The organism is Rhodovulum euryhalinum, from assembly GCF_004342445.1.
Lineage (GTDB): Bacteria > Pseudomonadota > Alphaproteobacteria > Rhodobacterales > Rhodobacteraceae > Rhodovulum > Rhodovulum euryhalinum.
Genome location: NZ_SLWW01000038.1, coordinates 1 through 1,923, shown reverse-complemented (window position 1 = coordinate 1,923; position 1,923 = coordinate 1). Strand labels below are relative to the sequence as shown.

Annotated in this window: 1 protein-coding gene; it reads left to right on the top strand. The window is 66.0% G+C overall.

Features of this window, described 5'->3' with window-relative positions; translation table 11 throughout:
• A partial coding sequence (gene acs / locus EV655_RS18460; protein WP_132546810.1) for an acetate--CoA ligase occupies nt 1–1,923 on the top strand: 1,923 nt, incomplete at both ends.

Below are 1,923 nucleotides of genomic sequence, written 5' to 3'. Positions count from 1 at the left end.
GTTCGGACTTTGTATCCGGTGCGCATGTTGATGCGGCGCGGTACGAGGCGATGTACCGGGCTTCGGTTGAGGACCCTGCGGGGTTCTGGGGGGAGGCGGGCAAGCGGCTGGACTGGATCAAGCCCTACACGGAGGTGAAGAACACCTCGTTCAAGATGGGCGAGGTCGAGATCCACTGGTACCGCGACGGCACGCTGAACGTGGCGGCGAACTGCATCGACCGGCACCTGGCCAAACGCGGCGAGCAGACCGCGATCATCTGGGTGCCCGACGATCCCAAGGATCCGGTCCGCCACATCACCTATCGCGAGCTGCACGAGAAGGTGAACCGGATGGCCAACGTCCTGCTTTCGCAGGGTGTCATGCGGGGCGACCGGGTGGTGATCTACATGCCGATGATCCCCGAGGCGGCCTATGCGATGCTGGCCTGCGCGCGGATCGGGGCGATCCATTCCATCGTCTTCGCCGGCTTCTCGGCCGACGGGCTGGCCAACCGGATCAACGATTGCGGCGCCAAGGTGGTGATCACCGCCGACACCGCGCCCCGCGGCGGGCGGCGGACCAACCTCAAGTCGAACACCGACGCGGCGCTTTTGCACTGTTCGGACCGGGTGCGCTGCATGGTGGTCAAGCATACCGGCGACCAGACCACCTGGGTCGACGGGCGCGATGTCGACGTGCTGGCGCTGATGGAACATGCCTCGCCCGACTGCCCGGCCCGCGAACTCGGCGCCGAGCATCCGCTGTTCATCCTGTATACCTCGGGGTCCACGGGCAAGCCCAAGGGCGTGGTCCATTCCTCGGGCGGCTACCTGGTCTTCGCCGCGATGACGCACGAATACGTCTTCGACTATCACGAGGGCGACGTGTTCTGGTGCACCGCGGATGTGGGCTGGGTCACCGGGCACAGCTACATCGTCTACGGCCCGCTGGCCAATGGCGCGACCACCGTGATGTTCGAGGGCGTGCCGACCTACCCGGATGCGGGCCGGTTCTGGCAGGTCTGCCAGGATCTCAAGGTCAACCAGTTCTACACCGCGCCGACCGTGATCCGCTCGCTGATGGGGATGGGCCCCGAATGGGTCGAGAAATACGACCTGTCGTCCCTCAAGGTGCTGGGCTCGGTGGGCGAACCGATCAACCCCGAGGCCTGGGAATGGTACAACACCCATGTCGGCAAGGGCACGCGGCCGATCGTCGACACCTGGTGGCAGACCGAAACGGGGGGCCACCTGCTGACGCCGCTGCCCGGCGCCATTCCGACCAAGCCGGGCTCGGCCACGCTGCCGTTCTTCGGGGTGCAGCCGGTGGTGCTGAACGCCGAGACCGGCGAGGAGATCACCACCACCGAGGCCGAGGGCGTGCTCTGCCTCAAGGACAGCTGGCCCGGCCAGATGCGCACCGTCTGGGGCGATCACGACCGGTTCCAGGACACCTATTTCAGCCAGTACAAGGGCTATTACTTCTCCGGCGACGGCTGCCGCCGCGACAAGGACGGCTATTACTGGGTCACCGGCCGGGTCGATGACGTGATCAACGTCTCGGGCCACCGGATGGGCACCGCCGAGGTCGAATCGGCCCTCGTCGCCCATGCCGCGGTCGCCGAGGCCGCGGTCGTGGGCTACCCCCACGAGATCAAGGGCCAGGGCATCTACGCCTATGTCACCCTGATGAACGACGTGGAGCCCACCGACGCGCTGAAGACCGAGCTGGAAAAATGGGTCCGCACCGAGATCGGACCGATCGCCAAGCCCGACCTCATCCAGTGGGCGCCGGGCCTGCCCAAGACCCGCTCGGGCAAGATCATGCGCCGCATCCTGCGCAAGATCGCAGAAAACGACTTCGGAGCCCTCGGCGACACCTCAACCCTCGCCGACCCATCCGTCGTCGAGACACTCATCGAAAACAGGATGAACAGGGGCT